At 62.1% G+C, this 15,529-nt stretch carries 16 protein-coding genes and 1 tRNA gene; 12 read left to right on the top strand and 5 right to left on the bottom strand.

Features of this window, described 5'->3' with window-relative positions; all coding sequences use genetic code 11:
• Window positions 1-27: 27 nt before the first annotated feature.
• On the top strand, window positions 28-1,227 hold the full coding sequence (locus tag D5400_RS12780; RefSeq protein ID WP_205665584.1) for an agmatinase family protein: 1,200 nt from the start codon (window positions 28-30) through the stop codon (window positions 1,225-1,227).
• Between the two features lie 13 nt (window positions 1,228-1,240).
• The gene (locus D5400_RS12785; protein WP_126010365.1) at window positions 1,241-1,771 is read left to right on the top strand and encodes a hypothetical protein; all 531 of its coding nucleotides are present in this window, start codon (window positions 1,241-1,243) and stop codon (window positions 1,769-1,771) included.
• A gap of 1 nt (window position 1,772) precedes the next feature.
• On the opposite strand, the gene D5400_RS12790 is transcribed toward D5400_RS12785, so the two are convergent.
• The 4 genes from D5400_RS12790 to D5400_RS12805 all read right to left on the bottom strand — a co-directional run bounded on the left by D5400_RS12790 (window position 1,773) and on the right by D5400_RS12805 (window position 4,153).
• Window positions 1,773-3,053 (bottom strand): RNA polymerase sigma factor, encoded by a 1,281-nt coding sequence (locus D5400_RS12790; RefSeq protein WP_126010366.1) that lies wholly within the window; start codon window positions 3,051-3,053, stop codon window positions 1,773-1,775.
• On the bottom strand, window positions 3,053-3,418 hold the full coding sequence (locus D5400_RS12795) for a YciI family protein (RefSeq protein ID WP_126010367.1): 366 nt from the start codon (window positions 3,416-3,418) through the stop codon (window positions 3,053-3,055). The genes D5400_RS12790 and D5400_RS12795 overlap by 1 nt, the downstream gene beginning before the upstream one ends.
• Before the next feature lie 47 nt (window positions 3,419-3,465).
• On the bottom strand, window positions 3,466-3,930 hold the full coding sequence (locus tag D5400_RS12800) for a hypothetical protein (RefSeq protein WP_126010368.1): 465 nt from the start codon (window positions 3,928-3,930) through the stop codon (window positions 3,466-3,468).
• A gap of 133 nt (window positions 3,931-4,063) precedes the next feature.
• Window positions 4,064-4,153, bottom strand: a tRNA-Ser gene (locus tag D5400_RS12805).
• A gap of 173 nt (window positions 4,154-4,326) precedes the next feature.
• On the opposite strand from D5400_RS12805, the gene D5400_RS12810 reads away from it, so the two are divergent.
• From D5400_RS12810 to mazG, 10 genes are all read left to right on the top strand, one after another.
• The gene (locus D5400_RS12810) at window positions 4,327-4,821 is read left to right on the top strand and encodes a hypothetical protein (RefSeq protein WP_245451289.1); all 495 of its coding nucleotides are present in this window, start codon (window positions 4,327-4,329) and stop codon (window positions 4,819-4,821) included.
• A gap of 173 nt (window positions 4,822-4,994) precedes the next feature.
• Window positions 4,995-6,200 carry a septal ring lytic transglycosylase RlpA family protein gene (locus D5400_RS21720; protein WP_280987450.1) on the top strand — a complete coding sequence of 402 codons (1,206 nt, stop codon included), beginning with the start codon at window positions 4,995-4,997 and terminating at the stop codon, window positions 6,198-6,200.
• A gap of 120 nt (window positions 6,201-6,320) precedes the next feature.
• A complete protein-coding gene (locus D5400_RS12820) occupies window positions 6,321-7,487 on the top strand; it encodes a D-alanyl-D-alanine carboxypeptidase family protein (RefSeq protein ID WP_126010370.1) in 1,167 nt (388 codons plus the stop codon).
• Between the two features lie 123 nt (window positions 7,488-7,610).
• Window positions 7,611-8,285, top strand: a complete 675-nt coding sequence (gene tmk / locus D5400_RS12825; protein ID WP_126010371.1) for a dTMP kinase — start codon at window positions 7,611-7,613, stop codon at window positions 8,283-8,285.
• The gene (locus D5400_RS12830) at window positions 8,282-9,328 is read left to right on the top strand and encodes a DNA polymerase III subunit delta' (protein ID WP_126010372.1); all 1,047 of its coding nucleotides are present in this window, start codon (window positions 8,282-8,284) and stop codon (window positions 9,326-9,328) included. Before tmk ends, D5400_RS12830 begins: the two co-directional genes overlap by 4 nt.
• A gap of 56 nt (window positions 9,329-9,384) precedes the next feature.
• A complete protein-coding gene (gene metG, locus D5400_RS12835; RefSeq protein WP_126013227.1) occupies window positions 9,385-10,935 on the top strand; it encodes a methionine--tRNA ligase in 1,551 nt (516 codons plus the stop codon).
• A gap of 36 nt (window positions 10,936-10,971) precedes the next feature.
• Window positions 10,972-11,766, top strand: a complete 795-nt coding sequence (locus tag D5400_RS12840) for a TatD family hydrolase (protein ID WP_126010373.1) — start codon at window positions 10,972-10,974, stop codon at window positions 11,764-11,766.
• A gap of 8 nt (window positions 11,767-11,774) precedes the next feature.
• The gene (locus D5400_RS12845) at window positions 11,775-12,605 is read left to right on the top strand and encodes an MBL fold metallo-hydrolase (RefSeq protein WP_245451290.1); all 831 of its coding nucleotides are present in this window, start codon (window positions 11,775-11,777) and stop codon (window positions 12,603-12,605) included.
• Complete coding sequence (locus D5400_RS12850; RefSeq protein ID WP_245451291.1) at window positions 12,602-13,114, top strand: YbaK/EbsC family protein; 513 nt, start codon at window positions 12,602-12,604, stop codon at window positions 13,112-13,114. Before D5400_RS12845 ends, D5400_RS12850 begins: the two co-directional genes overlap by 4 nt.
• Window positions 13,115-13,286: 172 nt before the next feature.
• A complete protein-coding gene (mazG, locus tag D5400_RS12855) occupies window positions 13,287-14,114 on the top strand; it encodes a nucleoside triphosphate pyrophosphohydrolase (RefSeq protein ID WP_126010375.1) in 828 nt (275 codons plus the stop codon).
• A 41-nt stretch (window positions 14,115-14,155) separates the two neighbouring features.
• Here mazG and hflX read toward each other — a convergent pair whose 3' ends face one another.
• Window positions 14,156-15,529 (bottom strand): GTPase HflX, encoded by a 1,374-nt coding sequence (gene hflX / locus D5400_RS12860; protein WP_425364926.1) that lies wholly within the window; start codon window positions 15,527-15,529, stop codon window positions 14,156-14,158.

Genomic DNA, 15,529 nt, shown 5'->3' on the forward strand with positions numbered 1-15,529 from the left:
GCAGAGCCGGGCCGGGCGGGCCGCACCATGGGTGCCGGCCGAATGGCACGGCCTGCGCCGAGCCGCTCGCATCATCCCGATTTCGACAAGCTGAACCTGCGTGGGTGGAAGGCGGCGGAAAAGGAAGCGCTGCTGCCTTCGGCTGCCTGGAACAAGGAGCGCCAATGGGCGCTGCGGATGGGGCTCACGGGCTCCGACAGCCTGACAGACAAGAACATCCCGACATTTGCGCGCGGCGAGCTGCCCCATTATGCCGGCATCAACACGTTCCTCAAAGCGCCTTACATCGAAGACGTCACCAAGGTGGGCGCCTACGATGCGGCCGTGATCGGCATTCCCTTCGATGGCGGCACGACCTACCGGCCCGGAACGCGCTTCGGCCCGCAGGGCGTGCGCAAGATTTCGGCGCTCTATACGCCCTACAATTACGAAATGGGCGTCGACCTTCGCGAGCAGATGACGCTCTGCGATGTCGGCGACGTCTTCACCATCCCCGCCAACATCGAAAAGACCTTCGACCAGATCACGCGTGCCGTCAGCCACGTGTTCTCCTCCGGTGCCTTGCCGATCATGATCGGTGGCGACCATTCGATCGGCTTTCCATGCGTGCGCGGCATTGCCGAATGCACCTCGAAGCGCATCGGGATCGTGCATTTTGACCGGCACATCGACATTCAGGAACGCGACCTCGACGAGCGCATGCACACGACGCCCTGGTTCCACGCGACCAACCTTGCCAATGTACCCGCGGTCAATCTCGTTCAGGTCGGCATCGGCGGCTGGCAGGTGCCGCGCGAAGGCGTCGAGATCGCCAGGGAGCGCAACACCAACATCTTCACCATGCGCGACATCGAGGAACTCGGTCTCGCCGAGACGGCGACGCGCGCTCTGGAGCTTGCGTGGAAAGATGCCGACGCAGTCTACATCTCCTTCGACATCGACAGCGTCGATTGCGGCTTCGTGCCCGGCACGGGCTGGCCGGAGCCGGGTGGCTTCCTGCCGCGCGAGGCACTGGAACTCGTTGGACGTGTGGCGGCGGAGGGGATCTGCGGGCTGGAGGTCGTGGAAGTCTCACCGCCTTACGACACGTCCGACATCACGGCCCTGCTTGCGACCCGCGTGATCGTCGATGTGCTCGGAACGCTCGTCTCGCACGGCAAGATCGGCTCGCACCGCGGCATCATCGACAAGCCGGTGACGATCCCGGCCGGCCCCGACGTCGAGTGAAGGATCAGCGACCATGCACGGCTCCCGACCGCATCATCTGCACGGCCATCACCATCACCACCATCATGGCCTCGACGATCACGGCCATGGCACCCATGGTACCCATGACCACCGCGGCCATCACCATGAGGCGACAGGCCCGGCTCTCGGCCACAACCACAGCCATGCCGACCATCTGCATTCGCACCCGCACGGGTCGTCGCGCGTGCGCCAGGACCTGCAGGAGCTCGCCGCGAGTTTCGTCGAGAGCTTCCGGGCTGCCGGCGACAAAACCAGCTATCTGAGGCTGGCCGGAATTCCTTTCCAGATGCCGGACAGCGGCGGCAAGGCCATGCATCTGGTGGACACCCGCATCGAAACCAATTGGCAGATCGGCACCGCGACGCCCGGCTTCGGCACCAGCGAACTCGCCTATCTGCCGTTCCCTGGAAAGATGGTGACCGAGCGCGAGGTGATGATGTTCACCTATGTCTCGATGAAGGAGCGCCGCGACGTCGATCTCTGCACGCTTCTGGCGGACCGATTCCGGGATCAGGAGCACTAGGTCAGATCGCGGTGTCGGTGCGGTGGTTGGCGTCCAGTGAGCCGGCCGCCCCGGCAAGACGCTCGTGCCGTTCGATGAGATGGGCGCGCACGGCTTCGTCCTCGGTGAGCGCGATTGCTTCCTGGATCGAAGCGACGGCGTCGTCCCGCAAACCGGCCAGGGCAGAAACATGGCTGCGGGCGACCCACCAGGGTTGGTGGGCGCGCACACGCGCTAAGGGCAGGGTGTCGAGTTCGGCGAGTGCTGCCGTCGGATCGCCCGCTTCGGCAATAACGACAGCACGCCCGATCCGTGCCGCGATGCTGTCGGCCCGATCGATCAGCAGATCATAGATCGTCCGCAGCGCAGCCAGATTGAGCGCACCGGTGATCGGACGCTGGATATGCACCGATTGAATTGCTGCCTCGCATTGGAACCGCCCGAACGTCCCGGCGCGGGCTGCCGTCATCAACAACCCTTCCGCTTCGATGATGAGATTGCGATCCCAAAGGCGCGGATCCTGCTGGTCCAGTGGAACGAAGCGGCCTTTGCCGTCTCGCCGTGCGGTTTGCCGGGCCGCGCAATAGAGCATCAAAGCCAACAGCCCCTTCGGCTCCGGTTGATCAGGCATCAGCTGGACAATGAGACGCGCAAGCCAGATCGCTTCCCCGGTCAAAGCATCCGGCGTGTCGAGGCCATCGAGCCTGTCCCAGCCTTGGCCGAAGGCTGCATAGATCGCGTCGAGCACGGCGCCGAGGCGTTCGGGCATGTCCCCGGCCTCAGGCAACGCATAGCGCAGGCCCGCATCCCGGATGCGCGCTTTTGCACGGACAAGTCGTTGCGACATGGCAGTCGGTTCGACGAGAAATGCGCGGGCGATGCGGCCAGCATCGATGCCGAGCACCACCTGCAGGATCAAAGGGGTACGCACAGCGATGTCGATCGCCGGATGCGCACAGAGGAACATCAGGGACAGCCGCTCGTCGAATTGATCTCCATGCGGCGCCAATTCATCGAGACGCCGCTGAATTTCGGGCTCGGCCGCCCTTTGGATACCGTGGGCCCGGGCGCGGTTTTTCAGCCGGTTGCGCGCGGCGGTGATCAGCCATGCTTCGGGATTGTTCGGCACGCCATCGACTGGCCAGCGCTGGAGCGCCGCCACGAGCGCTTCGGACAGCGCATCTTCGGCGGCCGCAATATCCTTGTCTCGGCGGGTCAGGATCGCGATCAGCTTGCCATAACTCGATCGGGCGACCCGCTCGGCCGCCCGATCCACGCCTTCGATAGTAGACGGGGTGGTCATTATTGCGATGAAGGCATCGGCGGCAGCACCGGACGCACTTCGACAGATGCCGTCCTGGCCGACGGCGCCTTAGCCGCCCAGTCGATCGCGGTGTCGAGATCCGGCACATCAACGATGAAATAGCCGCCCAACTGCTCCTTGGTGTCGGCGAAGGGCCCGTCTTCGACTGTGCGGTTGCCATCGCGCACCCGGACGGTGGTCGAAGTGTGCGGCGCCTGAAGGCCATCGCCTTTGACGACGATGCCGGACTGCGCCATGGCCTCGATGAAAGCGTTCCAGCCGCCCCAGTAGTCGGCAGATTGAGCGGGGTCCGCACGGCGCGCGAAATCATCGTGGGTTTCGCGCAGGATGAGCATGAACTGCATGGCTTAGCTCCTTCTGAAACAGCGTAGCATGAAATGGAGATTGGGGATCAGGACCGAACAGCCGCGTGGCGACTGACGGCGAAAAGCAGGGCGGCAATTACCACGACGGCGCTCAGGATGATGATTTGTGGCGCCCCCATGGCTGCAAAGACGCCGTGGACGGCATCGCCAATCCAGAGGGCGACATAGGCCATGAGGGAGATCGAAAGGAACCAGGAAGCAAGCCGGTGGCGCAGCAGCAGGAGGACACTTCCGACAAGCCCACCAAGGACGCCGATGCCGAAGGCCAGCGTCATCCAGCCCGGATAGCCTGTCATGACAGAAGCTTGTTCTGGCGTCAGACCGGATGCGACGAGGCTTTCGGTGGTGGCGGTCACTGCTGCCTGGAACTGGACGGCGCCGAACAGGTTCCAAGCTACGCCGCCCACAGCAATAACTGTCGTCCAGATCGGCAACCGGTGACTTTGCGGAGCGGCAAAGGTGGCCGCGCCATTCGGATGTATATCACGCATGGATCACTCCCTTTTCGCGGAGCCTCCGGGATGGACGCTCTCGACGGGATGACACGCGACAATGCGAGATTTCGACAGCGGCCCGGAAAAAATTCGGCCCAAGCCAGATGTGGTGAGAGCGATTGCTGAGAAGTGGCGGAGGGGGTGGGATTCGAACCCACGGTACGGTCTCCCGCACGCCGGTTTTCAAGACCGGTGCCTTAAACCGCTCGGCCACCCCTCCGAGGGATGCGATGGTTGCATCTGCGTCGCTAGCGAACGTGGAACGATCGCCTGCGCAGTCCGAGCATCGGCGCTTCTAGCGCGGGGCCAATGGCTGCGTCAATGGCAGCTGTGCTGCGCTTGAAGCCGGTTTGTGATCCCTAAAATCGCCTTTATGTCAAAAGGCAAGAAAAAGTGACCCGTCTGGCCTGCAACGATGTCGCTCACACTGAACCGTTTGCCTTGAGACTGCGTTTTGAAGATCAGACAGCTCAACCTGATCCGGAGACGATGATGAACACGTTGAACAAGCTGGCCGCCTTTGCGGCCCTATCGAGCGTCGTGCTCATGAGCGGCGCTTCGGCCCAGGAAGCGGTCGAAGGCAGTGGTCTCGAGGCATTAATTTCCGGCAAGCGGGTCTACCTGTCGACGCCGTACGGAGGCGAATTTCCGTTGATTTACAATGCGGATGGCACTGTGACCGGTGATGGTACGGAGCTTGGTCTCGCCCGCTTCTTTGCCCCGCGCGAGACCGGAAAATGGTGGGTGGAGGGCGCAAATCTCTGCCAGCAATTCCCGACATGGTATCGCGGTGAGGTCTCCTGCTTCACCATTGAGAAGACGGGTGACACGACCATCACCTGGGTTCGCGATGACGGACAAAGCGGCAGCGCCCGCATAGAGGGCTGATCACATCACAGTGGATTTCCCAAAGGGCGCGGTCGCGAATGTGGCCGCGCCCTTCTCATTTCTGCCATGATTGGCCAGGATTTAGGCGATCGAAAACGTGGGGACGTTGTGTTGTCTGGCTGTGGCTGTATCTTACGGCGCGCGGCGGCAGAGATTGCGGGACGAGAGGCGGCTTGACCTATTCAAAAAGACCAGCTGGTGCGGGGGCGCATCGGGACAGCAACGGCAGCGCGCAAGCAGCACCGTTTCGTTCGTTGGGCGCGAGCCGCGTCGTCACCCTCTGCTTCCTCGGCCTTTCCACGGCGGCGTGTACCACGACGGGTGACACCACAGCCACAACACAGCCGGTCGTCCAGCAGGCCGAAATCGACACGGCGCCGCCATTCACCGAAGCTGAGTATGGTGTGCCCGCCAGCACGCGGGTGACCACGGCGCTCGCTGTTCCCAAAGGCGGCGGTCGGGAGTTGATCGGCAAGCCCTACCAGATCGCCGGTAAGTGGTACACGCCGGCCGAAGATCCCGATTACAATCGCTCCGGCCTGGCATCCTGGTACGGCCCGAATTTCCATGGTCGCCGCACGGCGAATGGCGAGATCTACGATCAGTACCACCTGTCGGCTGCACATCCGACGTTTCCTCTGCCGAGCTACGCACGCGTAACGAACGAGGAAAACGGCCATTCCGTCATGGTTCGTGTCAACGATCGTGGCCCCTTCACCCGCGGCCGGATCATCGACGTCTCCAGCAAGGCTGCCGATCTTCTTGGTTTCAAGAATGACGGCGTCGCCAACGTCAATGTCGAGTATGTCGGGCCTGCGGAGCTCGATGGACACGACATGCCATTCCTGATGGCCTCCTATCGCCGTCCAGGCGAGAGTGGCCCGACTATCGCTCCGGAAGGCCAGATCGCTTCTGGCGTCATGCTGGCGATGAACAGCGGCGCTGCGAGCGGCGTGCCCGGCGTCATGAGCGATGCCCAGATGGCGCAGCAGCAGCTGCTTCAGCCCGCGTCGGCACCTGCCGCATCTGACGCCACGACTGCAGCGCCTGTCGCGCAGCAGGCCGAAGAGACAGTCGTTGCCGTTGCGGCTCCCGCGCCGGCGCAAGCTCTCGAAGCAACGGCTGTGCCTGCCGCGGCAGCCGTCGGCAGCGAAGCGATTGCCGTCGTCCTGTCCTTGCCGGAGATCGGACCGGTTCTGCCCGAGCGTCCTTCCTTCGAAACTGCGAAGACGGAGCGCGTCTCGGTATCGGCCTATGCGGAGAATCGCCTGCAGGCTGCTTCCGGTGCCTTCGAGACGGTTCTGGTGGACGATGACGCAGTGCTTTCCGTGGAAACGATCATCGGCGCCTGGAAAAACCGGGTGACCAGCGGCCGCTGAGGCTCGCTGGTCCAGTTGTTACCCACAAATCGGAAACGTATCCCGAGGATTCATTGATCGGGGTCGTTGCGCTTGCTACGCTCTTCCTCGGTAGGGATGCCTTTGGACTGGGGTGGCGGCATGGTTCGTTCGACCAATGATTTCGCACGTTTGATCGGTTTCAGCGTCATCTTGCTGGTGGCATGCATGGGCTTTGCGCATGCGCAGCTTTTCGAAACGCGCGCAAAGCAGGCCTATCTGGTCGAGGCGGAAACGGGCACGGTTCTCTACGCCAAAAACGAAAACGAAGCCGTTCCACCCGCATCCCTCGCCAAGCTCATGACCATGGAACTGGTCTTCAGCGCCATCAAGTCGGGCCGGCTCACGATGAACGACGAGTTCGTCGTCTCCGAAAACGCTTGGCGAACGGGTGGGGCCATTTCCGGGACATCGACGATGTTCGCGGAACTTGGCTCCTCCATTCGGCTGGAAGACCTCATCCAGGGCGTGATCGTCCAATCCGGCAACGATGCCTGCATCGTGATTGCCGAAGGCATGGCGGGTTCGGAGCCAAACTTTGCGGGGCTGATGACCGAGCGCGCCCGGCAATTGGGGATGGAAACGTCGGTCTTCGGCAATTCGACCGGTCTGCCCCATCCCGATGCACGCGTGACGATGCGCGAGCTTGTCATTTTGGCGCGCCACATTCAGGCGGCTTATCCGGAATATTATCGCTTCTATTCGCAGCCCGATTTCACTTGGAACAACATTCGCCAGTCGAACCGCAACCCGCTGCTCAACGCCAATATCGGCGTCGACGGGTTGAAGACCGGGTATACGGAAGAATCGGGTTACGCCATCGTCTCCTCGATCGACCGCGATGGCCGGCGGCTGTTTCTCGCAATGAGCGGCATGGCGACCGAGCGCGAGCGGGCTGAAGAAGCGCGCAAGATCCTTGAATGGGGCATGCGCGCCTTCGAGCGCCGCCCGGTCTTTGCAGCCGACGAAGTCGTCGGCTGGGCGAGTGTCTATGGCGGAGAAGGCGGCTCCGTGCCGCTGAAGGCCAAAGGGCCGATCGACATTTTCGTGCCGGCGGCCAATGCTGACCGGCTCTCTGCGCGGATCGTCTATGACTGGCCGCTTCAAGCGCCGCTGGAAGAGGGCGCGCAAGTCGGTCACCTCCGCGTCTGGATCGGCGAGACACTGAGCCAGGAAACGCCGCTCTATGCGGCCGCTGCGGTCGGCAAGGGGCCCATTCACCGGCAGGCTCTCGACGCGCTGCAGGAATTGCTGCTCGGCTGGATGTAGCGGCATCAACGCGACGAGGCGTGTTTAAAGGCGGTTCACCGACGTGTGGAATTCCTTTAAGACACCCGGCATCGGCTCGGTCTTCCGGGTTTGCCACATGAACTTCTGCAGGTAACGCCCATCTTGTCCGAACGCCGCGGCATATTCATCACGTTCGAAGGCGGCGAGGGCACCGGCAAGTCGACACAAGTCCGAGCTTTGAAGGAGACGTTGACTGAGCGCGGCTATGACGTGCTCGCGACGCGCGAACCGGGCGGGTCTCCCGGGGCAGAAGCCGTTCGGCATGTGCTCCTGTCCGGCGCCGCCGAGGAATTCGGCATACGCATGGAGGCGACACTCTTCGCCGCGGCCCGCAGCGACCATGTTGAAGAGATCATCCGGCCGGCTGTCACAAATGGGATGATCGTCCTTTGCGATCGCTTCATGGATTCGACGCGGGTCTACCAGGGCGTGACAGGCAATCTCGAGCCGCAATTCGTCAAGGCGCTCGAGCGGATCGCGGTCAACGGCATGATCCCTGACCTCACCATCGTCATAGACGTTCCCGCAGCGACCGGCCTCGAACGTGCGGCGCTGAGAGCAGGGAGCGAGGCCGCACCGGACCGCTTTGAGAAGGAGACGGTCGCGACGCATGAGATGCGACGTCAGGCTTTCCTCGATATCGCGCGCGCCGAACCGGACCGCTGCAAGATCGTCGATGGAACGCGGCCACTTGCCGAGGTGACGGCAGACATCCTCGCGCTGGTCGATCTGCGATTGGATCAGATGGACCGCTTCCTGGGGAGTGCCCGATCTTGAGTTCAGACGCTGACGGGCTTGATGGCGGGATCAGCCCGCGTGAAAATACCCATCTCGTCGGGCATCATGATGCAGCGGCGTTTCTTGCAAAGGCCTATCGCAGCGGCCGCATCCATCATGCGGTGCTGATCGAAGGTCCCGAGGGGATCGGCAAGGCAACGCTTGCCTTTCACTTCGCGCAGCATGTGCTCACCTATCCCGATGCGGCGAAAGCTCCCGAGCGGCTTGCCGTGCCGGATCCCGCATCTGCAGTCTTTCGCCAGGTGGCGGCGGGCGCCTCACACGATCTGATGCATCTCACACGTCCGGTGGACGAAAAGACTGGGCGTGTGAAAAGCGCGATCACGGTCGACGAGGTTCGTCGGGCAGGGCGCTTTCTTCAGCAGACATCCGGAACCGGCGGCTGGCGCATCGTGATCGTCGATCCGGCCGACGACCTGCACCGGTCGGCGGCGAACGCCATCCTCAAGATGCTGGAGGAGCCACCGGCACGGGCGATGTTCCTCGTGGTGTCTCATGCGCCCGGCAGGCTCCTGCCCACCATCCGGTCGCGATGCCTGACGCTGCGCCTGACACAGCTTCCTCCAGACGACGTCGTGGCAGGACTGCGTCGGCTACCTGTCGGCGCCGGTCTCGACCCTGGGAAGCTCGAAAAGGTCGCCCAGCGGTCCGAAGGCAGTCTGCGCCGCGCGATCATGATGCTGAACTATGGAGGGCTGGATCTGATCGACGCCCTCGAAAAGCTTCTGCAAGCGGGCAAAGATGCATCACGTCGCGAGATGCATGTGCTGGCAGCCACGCTGGCCGCAAAGGAGCGCGAGGAGGCCTACGGTTTCTTTTGCGACTATGCGCTCGTACGCCTCGGCGACATGGCGCACGACTCCGGCGTTCAGGGTATGACCGCTCGTGCCGCGCGGCAGGCAGAGGCGGCAGAGAGAGCGGCGCGCGATTTGCAGACGGCGCAGGCCTACAATCTCGACCGCAAGCAAACGATGCTTTCACTGCTGGGCGTGCTGATCGAGGCCGCTCAGCCATGGCCATGACGGGCCTTTTGCCCTAAGACGCCACAAACGCAATGGAACCGCTCGATCCCGACGCCATGAACAAGAACAATCGCTTCTACATCACGACTGCCATTTCCTATCCGAATGCGAAGCCGCATATCGGCCATGCCTACGAGCTGATCGCAACCGATGCGCTGGCGCGCTTTCAGCGCCATGACGGAAAGGACGTGCTGTTCCTTACCGGTACGGACGAGCATGGCCAGAAGATGCTGCAGACCGCGCGCAAGCTCGACATGGAGGTGCAGGAGCTTGCAGACCGAAACTCGTCCGAATTCAAGAGGATGGGTGAACTTCTCAATGCGTCGAATGATGACTTCATCCGCACGAGCGAAGAGCGTCACCACGCCGCCTGCAGAGACATCTGGAAACGGATGGAGGCGGCTGGCCACCTCTACAAGGACGTGTATTCCGGATGGTACTCGGTGCGCGACGAAGCCTACTACCAGGAAAGCGAAACCGAGTTGCGCGCCGACGGCCAGCGCTACGGACCGCAGGGGACGATCGTCGAGTGGGTCGAGGAGGAGAGCTACTTCTTCAAGCTTTCAGCCTTCGCCGAACCGTTGCTGCAGCACTATGAGCAGAACCCAGACTTCATTGGCCCGGCCGAGCGTCGCAACGAGGTGATCTCCTTCGTGAAGGGCGGGCTCAAGGACCTGTCCATGTCGCGCACGACGTTCGACTGGGGCATCAAGGTCCCCGGCGACGAGCGGCACGTCATGTATGTGTGGGTGGACGCCCTCACAAACTACATCACTGCAACCGGCTATCCCGATGAAAACAGTGAGAGAGCGGGCTTCTGGCCGGCCGACCTCCACATCATCGGCAAGGATATCATCCGCTTCCACGCCGTCTACTGGCCGGCATTCCTGATGTCGGCAGGCCTGCCTTTGCCGAAGCGCGTCTATGCGCACGGCTTCGTCTTCAATCGCGGGGAGAAGATGTCGAAATCGGTAGGCAACGTCGTCGATCCGGTCGATCTCGTCACGCATTTCGGGTTGGATCAGGTCCGATATTTCCTGCTGCGCGAGGTGCCGTTCGGGCAGGACGGCAATTATAGCGAAGAGGCGATCGCGACGCGCACCAATGCCGATCTCGCCAACGATCTCGGCAATCTGGCCCAGCGGTCGCTGTCGATGATCGCCAAGAACTGCGAGGGCAGGGTGCCGGTATGCGGCGAACTCTCGGCCAACGACCGCGAGATCCTTTCGGCTGCCGATGGGCTTCTGGAGCCGGTGCGCGAGGACATGAACACCCAGGCCATCCACAAGGCGCTCGGCCGCGTATTCACGGTCGTTTCAGATGCCAACCGCTATTTTGCAGGTGAAGAACCCTGGGCACTGCGCAAGACCGATCCGGCACGCATGGAAACGGTGCTGTATGTGACGATCGAAGTCATCCGGCAGGTGGCGATCCTCTGCCAGCCGTTCATGCCGCAATCGGCCGCGAAGCTTCTGGATCTCCTGGCGGTGGGCGAAGATTCGCGGGATTTCGCGCAGCTCGGCGATGCCGGACGTCTGGTGAGCGGCACGGCCTTGCCAGCGCCATCGGGTGTCTTCCCGCGTTACGTCGCGCCCGAAGGCGTCTGAGCGCCGGATCGTTCGAAATCAGCATGAGGCGTGGGAATGCTCATCGATAGCCATTGCCATCTCGACTTTCCCGATTTCGCCGAGGAGCGCGACGCGATCGTGGAGCGTGCACGGGCGGCCGGCGTCGGTCGGCTCGTCACGATCTCGACGCGTGTGCGGCGCTTCGACGGCATCCTCGCGCTGGCGGAAGCCTATGACACCGTGTTTTGTTCTGTCGGCACCCACCCGCACAATGCGGCCGAAGAACAGGATGTCACGACCAAAGAACTGATCGAACTGTCGCGGCATCCCAAGGTCGTCGCGATCGGCGAAGCCGGCCTCGACTATTTCTACGACAAGGCGCCACGGGGCCTTCAGGCCCAAGGCTTTCGCCGACACATCGCCGCGTCGCGCGACACCGGGCTGCCGCTCGTGATCCATTCCCGCGATGCCGACGACGACATGATCGCGATCCTCGAGGAAGAAAGCGGGAAGGGCGCCTTCCCGTTCATCCTGCATTGCTTCTCGTCCGGCGCGCGCCTGGCGGAAGTCGGCGTGGCGCTTGGCGGCTACGTGTCGTTCTCGGGCATTCTCACCTTCAAGAAGTCGGACGCGCTGCGTGCAATCGCTGAAACCGTGCCGCTCGACCGGTTGCTCGTCGAAACGGACGCACCTTATCTTGCGCCTCAACCTTATCGTGGAAAACGCAATGAGCCGGCCTATGTCGTCGAGACAGCGCGCGTGCTCGCAGAGGTGAAGGGCATCAGCGCCGAAGCCCTGGCCAAACAGACGACGGATAACGTGTTGAAAGTGTTTTCCCGCATGCCCGCCATTGCCGCTAACAGCGAATGACAGACCGCATGGTGCGCAGGCGGTTCACCATTCTCGGATGCGGCTCTTCGCCAGGAACGCCGCGCATCGATGGCGACTGGGGCGCATGCGATCCCAGCGAGCAGAAGAACCGGCGCACACGTGCGTCATTCCTGATCGAACAGATCGCAGAGGATGGCGGCCGCACGACCGTGGTCATCGATACCGGTCCAGATTTCCGGGCGCAGATGATCGCAGCGGAGGTGCGATCGCTTGACGCCGTCGTCTACACGCACCCGCATGCCGATCACATCCATGGCATCGACGACCTGCGCATCTTCGCGCTGTCGGCACGGCGCCGCATGCCGATCCATGCCGACGCGTTTACCCTCCAGCGCATTCAGGAAGGCTTTGCCTACTGCATAGAGACGCCGGAAGGCAGCGATTATCCGCCGATCGTCATGCCTGTTCTGATCGAGAATGATGACCGTCCGATCGTCATTTCAGGCGCCGGTGGGGAGATCGAGTTCCAGCCGTTGAGGCAGGTCCACGGGTCGATACAGTCCCTGGGGTTTCGGATCGGTGATATCGCATATTGCTGTGATATCAGTGACTTTCCGGATGACACCGTTGCGAAACTTCAAGGCCTTGATGTTCTGATCATCGATGCACTTCAGTACCGCGAGCACCCGAGCCATCTGTCGCTGGGCCAAGCGATGTCCTGGATCGAGCGGCTAAAGCCTCGTCAGACCTATCTGACCCACATGCATATTCCGATGGACTACGCGACGGTGGACAGAGAGACGCCGGACAATGTGACACCGGCTTTCGATCTGCTGCGATTTGAACGGGACATCATTTTGGAGGATCGGACCAAGTGAGCAGCGAAGCTTTCTCGACCAAGATGGCAAGCATCGACCGGGTTGCGGCAGACGCTGCCAATCTGGGGCTGGAAATCGAAATCCGCACGCTCGACGCTTCGACCCGCACGGCGGAAGAAGCCGCTTCGGCATGCGGCTGTGACGTCGCTCAGATCGTCAAATCGCTCGTCTTCGAAGACAGCGGCACCTGCAAGATCGTCCTGCTGCTCGTGTCCGGTCGTCACAATGTGGATCTCGATTTCCTACGTCACCATCACGGCCTCGACCTGCGTCGCTGCGATCCGCGCCGGGTGCGTGACGAGACGGGATTTGCGATCGGAGGCGTCGCGCCGATAGGTCATCTGGCGAAGCCGACCATCTGGATGGATCGCGTGCTGGATGGCTTCGAGATTGTCTATGCGGCGGCAGGCAGGCCGGACAGCGTCTTTGCCGTCGATCCGGCCAAGCTACGGCAGGCCATCGGTGCAGAAGTTCTCGACGTGAATCAGGAAAGCGCCGTATCACGTTGATCGGGAAATCTAATTTTACCGCAATCTCCTTGAGCATGCCACATCGCATAGTTCCATAATATATCTTATGCGATTTTGATCTGTCGGTCGTTGGCATCGTGCGCCTGTGGAAATTTGCGACCGGTGAAGATCGTGCCGTGCTCCGGCAGAGATGCTGCGCTAAACATATCTCATGCAGCCCTCACGTGACATCGCCACCCTTCTCGACATCATGGCCAGGCTTCGGGATCCGGAGACGGGCTGTCCCTGGGACATCAAGCAGTCCTTCGAGACGATCAAGCCCTATACGATCGAGGAAGCTTACGAGGTCGCCGATGCCATCGAGCGTGGCGATCGTGACGATCTCTGTGACGAACTGGGCGATCTTCTTCTGCAGGTGGTCTTCCACGCCCGAATGGCCGAGGAAGAGCAATCCTTCGATTTCGGCGAAGTCGTGCGCGCCATCACGGCGAAGATGATCCGACGCCATCCTCATATCTTCGCAGATCGTGAGGCTTCCGACGCTGCGGCCGTCAAGGTAAACTGGGATGAAATCAAGGCTGCCGAACAGGCTGCGAAGGCGCAAAATCGGGCAGCCCGAGGACTGCCGGCGACGGACCGGGAAGGGCTGCTGGATGGTGTGCCCCGCGCCCTGCCCGCATTGACCGAAGGCCTGAAGCTCCAGCAGAAAGCCTCGAAGGTCGGATTCGACTGGGCCGATCCTGCACCTGTGCTCGACAAGATCGAGGAAGAAATCGCCGAGCTGCGTGAGGCACTTGCCGGCGGACGCGTTGAAGCCGTGAAGGACGAAATCGGCGACCTGATCTTTGCGATGGCCAATCTCGCACGCCAGCTCGATGTGGATCCCGAGCAGGCATTGCGTAACACCAATGGGAAGTTCCGGCGCCGTTTCGGCCATATCGAACGGACGCTCAGGGCCGATGGCGTTCCGCTTGAAGACGCCGGGCTGGAACGCATGGAAGCGCTTTGGCAGCAGGCAAAACAGATCGAGCGCAGCTGACGGCGAATGCGCTCGCCGCTCAGCTGATGCCGATCAGGACGTCATTCTTCCGAATGGTTGCCGAGGCGAATCTCGAAATCGCGAAAATCGTGTTCGGTGATCTCGACGTCGAGTGAGACCGTGCCGTCGTCGTTATCCACGCGATTGCGGATGTTTGCGTGCTCGTAGAGCCAAGAAAGCGTCGCCTGATCGTCGGTTCCGATGACCACCTGGCGTTCGACTGTCTGGCCCGACAACGCCTCTTCCACCTTCGACAGCAGGCGATCGACGCCCTCGCCCGTGATGGCGGACACGACCACCGTATCGGCCATGGTGGCGGCTTTCTCGGTGATGGCCGTTGCCGCTTCGGGTGCGAGCCGGTCGATCTTGTTCCAGACCTCGATGATCGGTGCGCGAGAGATCGCGTCTTCGCCACCGAGGCCGAGCTGTTCGAGGATAGCGCGCACGTCTTCTGCCTGGGCGCCCGTATCCGGGTCGGCGATGTCGCGCACGTGAAGAACGAGATCGGCTTCCAGCACCTCTTCCAGCGTCGCACGGAAGGCGGCCACGAGATGCGTCGGCAGGTTGGAGATGAAGCCCACCGTATCGGACAGGATCACCGCCCTGCCCTTGGGCAGCTTCATGCGCCGAAGCGTCGGGTCCAGCGTCGCGAACAACATGTCCTGCGCCATCACCGAGGCGCCCGTGATGCTGTTGAAGAGCGTCGATTTGCCGGCATTGGTATAGCCGACAAGCGCAACGATCGGATGCGGCACCTTCTTGCGCTTGGCACGGTGCAGCTGGCGGGTGCGGCGCACTTGCTCCAGCTCGCGCTCGAGCTTGATGATCTTGTCCTGAAGGATGCGGCGATCGGCTTCGATCTGCGTCTCGCCAGGACCGCCGATGAAGCTCGTCGATCCACGCTGGCGCTCAAGGTGGGTCCAGCTGCGAACCAAACGGCCCTTCTGATAATTCAGATGTGCGAGCTCGACCTGCAGCACGCCTTCCCGCGTCGAAGCGCGGCTGCCGAAGATTTCAAGAATGAGGCCTGTGCGATCGATGACCTTCGCATGCCATTCGCGCTCGAGATTGCGCTGCTGGACGGGTGTCAGCGGGTGATCGACGATGACAAGGCCAGCATCGAGGCTGTCGAGCATGCCGCCGATCTCTTCGACCTTGCCGCTGCCGAGCAGCGTCGCCGGCTGCGGCTTGGCAACCGACACCACGGCGGAATGCACGATCTCGAGATCGATCGCGCGGGCAAGACCCACGGCTTCTTCGAGACGCGCCTCGTCAGAGCGTTCGACCGAGCCGGACTTATCGCCCCGCGTGTCACGTTTCAGGATTGGTACGAGCACGAAGGCGCGCTTATCGTCACGAAGCTTCCGCTTCGGCGTATCGTCGGCCTTCTCGTCTTTATCACGCTGTCTGATGAT

Origin of the sequence: Georhizobium profundi, assembly GCF_003952725.1 — a bacterium.
Taxonomy (GTDB): Bacteria; Pseudomonadota; Alphaproteobacteria; order Rhizobiales; family Rhizobiaceae; genus Georhizobium; species Georhizobium profundi.